The sequence below is a fragment of the Lentibacillus kapialis genome (assembly GCF_014646635.1).
GTDB classification, from domain to species: domain Bacteria; phylum Bacillota; class Bacilli; order Bacillales; family Amphibacillaceae; genus Lentibacillus; species Lentibacillus kapialis.
Window position 1 is genome coordinate 1 of the sequence record NZ_BMNQ01000094.1, and the last position, 5,726, is coordinate 5,726.

A 5,726-nucleotide genomic window follows, 5' to 3' on the forward strand; every position below is an offset into this window, starting at 1 on the left:
TTGGCATGATTTGGATTGGTACCTTAATTATACCAAAAGCCAGTGTTCATGCGGGTTTTTTTACGTTTTTTTATCCATTTTCATGGCGCTTTTTTATTGATTTATCAGGGTGCGAAACTCGAGTTAGCACATAAGCTAGAATATTTTCATTCCCAGTAAATAGTAGCCAAGTGCGCCAAACAATAAAAATTAATGGGATAAGGGCTCCCCAATAAACGCTATCTCTGGTTGAAAAAAAGTATTGCACACCAAGTATGCCAGCAATGATAAAAACATTATAAAAGCCTAAGCCAAACATTATTTTTCATCCTTTTTATTATTTTAGTGATTCATATTATCTCTTTAATGTTAAACCAATCTTGAATCATTAACTTTCTGATGAATTGCAACTATTGCATGTCATGGGATTTCATTTTATCCAATTCTTTTTGCCGCTTTTTCTTCACTGAATCCCTGCCCTCAATCCATATTCCTGTAAATATTACAAATCCTAATATATAGAAGAAAATATCCCGGGAAGACTTTATCTCTACTACTTTAGCGATTAATTGACCACCGATGACAATTACGTAAATAATCGGGAAAATTGTCCCTGGCCATGCCCGTTTTCTTGTAGACAAAAAATGATGGAGGCCAAGTATTAATACTACAATTGGTATAAGAATTAAACTTTGAACCATTATTTACCGCCTCTTTCTTTTTTGTACTTTTCAATAATTAATTTTGCTTCTTCCAAATTGATACGGTCATCAATCGAAAGTTGTTTAATGAATTTTATAAACTCTTCATTTTCTACAGCGTCATTTAATTTTATTTTTTCGATTAATCTATCCAGTTTAATCCTCACTGTTGGATAAGAAACCTCATAAATTTTTGCAATTTCTTTTAACGATCCAGAATTTATTACAAATTTCTTGATAAACTCTATATCTTCCCCATCCAACGTTAAAATCCAATTTGGTACATCTTTGCTATCCATTTAGTCACCCTTCCTCTCGAATGTCTAATATTAGTTTAACATATTTATTAATAAAATAAACTATTCGTTTAATATTATTTATTATTTATTTTATTAATACACTAACATCCATTATATAAAATTCAAAAGACCCTGCTATTAAGGCAGGGTCTTAATACCACGTAAAAAATTAACGAGAGATAAACAAAATGGCTGATCTTGTAAGGGATCAGCTTCTTTGCTTTCCAGAAAATGCCCTTCTCTGCAGGATTGGACGCCAAGTCTTATCCCGGAATGACTCCCGAAATGTAGCGGTCTATGCAAAATTTAGACCCTAAGCGAGCCACGGAACCCCCTTGCAGCATAGTAGGATTGCGCGCCATTGTGGTATACAAAGACAGTGTCATAGCGGCGATCACAATAGATGGCGCCGCCAAGTTTTCTAATATTATCAGGTGTTTGCACCCAGCTTGATGTTTTCATATCAACATTTTCAAGTTTCTGCAACTCCCGGTATTGTTCCTCCGTCAAAAGTTTAATGCCCATGTCAGCTGCCATATCAATAGCGTTATTTTCGGGTTTGTATTTTTTTCTTGACTCAAGTGCTTTACGGTCGTAACAAACACTCCTGCGGCCTTTTGGACTTTCTGATGAACAATCATAAAAAATGTATTCATCCGTCTTTTTATCATGGCCAACAACATCCGGTTCACCACCGGTTCTTTCCATTTCATTGAGCGACCACAATTTTTCAATATTAGCCTCGAGCTTAGCTTGTACTCTAACCCATTCAAGACTACCATGACGGTTCATGTTTTTCTCAAAACGTTCCTTCAAAGTTCTGAGTAGTTCTTCACGTTGTTCCTGTGATAACGCCTTATTGTTATTGCTATTTATCATATTTTATTTCCCCTCTGTTTTAATCATAATTGTATAGGGACTAATCTGCTCCACTAGTTTAACAATTTTCTTAAGAAAGATCTTCTTTGATATGGCCCTTTTCCTGTATAACGTTATGCCATTATCGCGCCCTTTTCTTGAATATTTTTCACTTCTTACTAACTATGATTTTATTAGCGACCATTTTGTTTTCAGGGTCTTTATTCCATTCACCTTTCACCCAAATCTCCACTTTTTGATCAGCCCTTAATTTTGAGAGTTTATTAACGGCGCCCTTGATCTCCGTTTGGTCATCAACAAAAACTTCATAAACTGGATATGAAGTATCAGGTTCAACATCATCTGTCACAACGGTAATGCTGGATTCTTTTACCCTGTGAATGATACCTTGAAAATCTGATCCATTTCCGCATCCTGCCAATGAAGCGATTATCAACAGAGCCATCACAAAAAGAAATATTCTTTTCAATCGTTATATCCCCCGATCCAAGACCTTTTGTAATGTTAAACGAATTGAATTTATTATTTGTTTCCAATTTACTCTACAATCTGGCCACCGTTTCAGAAGGACGTACTTATTCGATTAGCGCGCACCTTTTCTTGAATAGTCTTTTCTGATATTATTTGGTATGGTTGAAGTTTGCTCTTCTGCCATATTGCATATAAATCTCGCCGTGGAACATTACAACCTCCTTGTATTATCATCATCAGAAATTATGAGATTAAATATATCAAGTTCTCCGCCTATACTTTGATATTTTGACGATTGAAGCGAGTGTCTGAAATTAATGTCAAATGTTCTATGCTCCTTCGCATCTAGTTTCAATTGGTGGTCTTTCAGATTAATTAGGTCCGTTACATTGAATCTATTGTGATCATATTTTTGGTCTATTGAAGCACGGAAAGTAACGGCATCGCTACTATGGTTCACAATGGAGATTTTACAGTTACCTTCAACAATACCTGAATTATTCGTATCATATTTACAATTGCTTCCGTCCTGTTGGAATTCTAACGCATAAATACCATTTGCAAAGTTTGATTGATATACGTTTGCAAACAAGTTAGTGGGTATGAGTATCATCGCAAGAAAGAAAACAAAAATCATTTTACCGCTGTACCGTTTGGCCAAAAAAACAGCCCTATAATTAAAAGTATAACAGAAATAATTCCTGTGAAATGAAAACCAGTATTACCATTAGACCACGCACTCACACCAATCAAACCAAGCAACCGATCGACAACAGGTTCGTTATATATGAATTCCCACTTAAACAAAAAAGCTAAGGCGAGCAACACAAAACCTGTGATAACAGAAGGTCTTGTTTGCTTTTTTTGGTCCATCATTATCCCTCCTCTTTCTTGCTCAATTCAAATGGCCCTTATGTGTACCAGTGCATCTTTTATATTGCAAAGGATACAATTAAATAAAAAGCTGCAAATAATATTGCCACGACCATTATTAAAGTACCTTGAGTTATTAAAAAAACTCTTAACATACCTTCCTGTTTATTTATTGCATATTCACTAGCAAAAGATAGATGCAATAGAATTAAAATCATGAAAAGCAAAAACCAACACCCAAACAAACAGAAATAAACTGAATAAATCCAGGGACATTCGTTTCAGAAAAATAATCAGATAATCCGAATAACGGCAACTCATACCAAAACCAGAATGTAAGAATCAATAAAACAAATGTACTTGAAGTCAAAACCACTTTTCTTCTCATCCTTTGCAAATATAACTGCATTATTACACCCCTAAATTCCTGCAATTATACAATTCGTTAGTTGAGTTACTCCCTCAATAATCTGGCCCAACCCAGAAGGAAAAGGTTCAGGGTTCAATCCGTAATTCCGGATTGCGCCCGTTAATGGTACTATTTACACTATAATGACGGTCTTTCATCTAAACCCCAAACTAGAAATATATACACCCAAAAAGATAAACCTGAAGTGAAAAGAAATATTACTCTTACAATAAAAGAAGATATACCAAAAAATTCTGCTATTCCTCCACAAACTCCGTATAATGCTTTATCCGTCGAAGATCTAGTTAACTTTTGATGCATAAGAAGCTCCCCTTTGTTCAGCTAACTGGCTCAACAATGACAGTTTGGACACTGCCCTTTATTCCGCAACTTCGCCCTATTCTGAAATAACCTATAATAACTTTTCCATTTTTATATTTGTTTCAACATATCCTAGTTGTTCATATAAACCCCTTGCCACTTTGTTATGACCAAGGACGTGGAGTCCTATCATTTTCAACCCAATCTCTTTGGCAATGAGTTCAACTTGCTTCATTACTTGTTTTCCATAACCTTTACCTTGATTGCTTTTCCAAATGTTAATATCATAAATGAAACCCTTATTATCATCCTTTTTTGCTAGCCACACCATTCCAACTTTCAGGTCTCCATCACGAATTGTAAATAAATAATTATTATCGGTATTCGGCCCATCAGGAAGTAACCGTTTGTGTTCCTTCTTAGCTTTATTTATTGCGCCCGTTTGTTTCCAATTTCCAGATTTAATTTGTTCGTTTGCAAAGTTCTCAATTGCATAAGCCAGATATTGTTGAAATTCATCTGAACTCATTATTTTTAATGTGACTGCCATCGTTCTTCCCTCCATTCTGACCGATATCGACTATGCCATTAAATGGCCCTAGAATGGCAATTGAGCGCAACCTTTATTCCGGGAACGCGCCCGATAGGGGGGTGTTCCCGAATAGCGCCCGTTCGTATTGCGAACATCAACGCTTGAAATTTAAATAATTTTCAATTAAAATACCTGTCCCCTCATCCTGGATATTCGTACTAATTAATAGACAAGTAGACAAGTGTTATATATTGTTAGCTTTCGGGGTTAGATAACTCGAAATGACTTTCTTCCTCAATAGTTTATTTAATATTTCCTTCAGTCTTCTAGAATCAACCTTCAGCAATTTGGCTGATGAAGTGATAATGGGTGCAAAGCCTATTCCGCGAAAGCGCCCGTTTGTTTAAGACAGTCACAATATAAAAATAACCACTAAAAGTCCTAATGACGTCCAAACAAAAGAATAGCCAATTTTATTTTCATTGGAAATAGTATCCTTTTTTGCTTTATGTATAAGTGCTAAAACAGTCGCATTTATTAAAAATAAAACATAGTAAATTAACATATATATAACCCAACGATTGCTCTGCGTTATTTCGCTTAGTGGTCCTGCCAGAAAAAAGACAAAAACTACAACCAAAGATACAAAAATTATTACAGGCATAATAATATACATTTTATCCCATAATCTGTGCCTTAAAAATGTGTCACTTTTCTTCGTTTGAAAGTACATCACTAAACTAAGTAAACTAATTATTATTACCAAAAACAAAGATGTCATCAACACCGACGTATTTATTACATCCGTTGAGGAAAATGGTACTCCAATATATCTGCTATGAACGCAAGAGCTATCAGTAGAACAATTACAATACCTTGAAATGCTGTCCAACGTGAAAAAGATATAATGTATCACTCCGTTTAAATCAGTAATTTTGTTAAATAACCCTGGCTTTTCTCGCAAGACAGGGCGCTACCTTTACTTCTGATAAGCGCCCGTTGCTTAAACCATAATCAATACAAAAATTATAAAAATCATTGCTGGGAAGATAATAAAAAACCAGTTTAGGCACTGTAGCAATCATAACAAAACTTATTCTTTTTTATTGCATATTGTCTAATGTAAGAAAAAGAAATTAAACGACCACCTGCTAAAGCAGGTGGATTTGGACATGAATGTCAGCGACTAAAGTCGCTCTTCAGGCTGAAGTCCTGCTCAAAGTTGTTAAGCTGAAGCATATTATAAGTGTGACTGAACTCAT

8 protein-coding genes are annotated in these 5,726 nt (G+C 35.1%); all 8 read right to left on the minus strand.

The window, feature by feature from the left end:
* Positions 1-70: 70 nt before the first annotated feature.
* A complete protein-coding gene (locus tag IEW67_RS17290) occupies positions 71-298 on the minus strand; it encodes a hypothetical protein (RefSeq protein WP_188634325.1) in 228 nt (75 codons plus the stop codon).
* A 91-nt stretch (positions 299-389) separates the two neighbouring features.
* A complete protein-coding gene (locus tag IEW67_RS17295) occupies positions 390-680 on the minus strand; it encodes a hypothetical protein (RefSeq protein ID WP_188634326.1) in 291 nt (96 codons plus the stop codon).
* Positions 680-979, minus strand: a complete 300-nt coding sequence (locus tag IEW67_RS17300; protein ID WP_188634327.1) for a DUF2089 family protein — start codon at positions 977-979, stop codon at positions 680-682. The genes IEW67_RS17295 and IEW67_RS17300 overlap by 1 nt, the downstream gene beginning before the upstream one ends.
* Positions 980-1,285: 306 nt before the next feature.
* Positions 1,286-1,858, minus strand: coding sequence for a DUF4256 domain-containing protein (locus IEW67_RS17305; protein ID WP_188634328.1), 573 nt, complete (start codon positions 1,856-1,858; stop codon positions 1,286-1,288).
* Positions 1,859-2,006: 148 nt separating this feature from the next.
* A complete protein-coding gene (locus IEW67_RS17310) occupies positions 2,007-2,327 on the minus strand; it encodes an LptM family lipoprotein (protein ID WP_188634329.1) in 321 nt (106 codons plus the stop codon).
* 635 nt (positions 2,328-2,962) lie between these two features.
* Positions 2,963-3,205 (minus strand): hypothetical protein, encoded by a 243-nt coding sequence (locus tag IEW67_RS17315; RefSeq protein ID WP_188634330.1) that lies wholly within the window; start codon positions 3,203-3,205, stop codon positions 2,963-2,965.
* A 544-nt stretch (positions 3,206-3,749) separates the two neighbouring features.
* Positions 3,750-3,932 carry a PspC domain-containing protein gene (locus IEW67_RS17320; RefSeq protein ID WP_188634331.1) on the minus strand — a complete coding sequence of 61 codons (183 nt, stop codon included), beginning with the start codon at positions 3,930-3,932 and terminating at the stop codon, positions 3,750-3,752.
* A 91-nt stretch (positions 3,933-4,023) separates the two neighbouring features.
* Entirely contained in the window at positions 4,024-4,482 is a 459-nt protein-coding gene (locus tag IEW67_RS17325) for a GNAT family N-acetyltransferase (RefSeq protein WP_188634332.1), read from the minus strand.
* Positions 4,483-5,726: the final 1,244 nt, after the last annotated feature.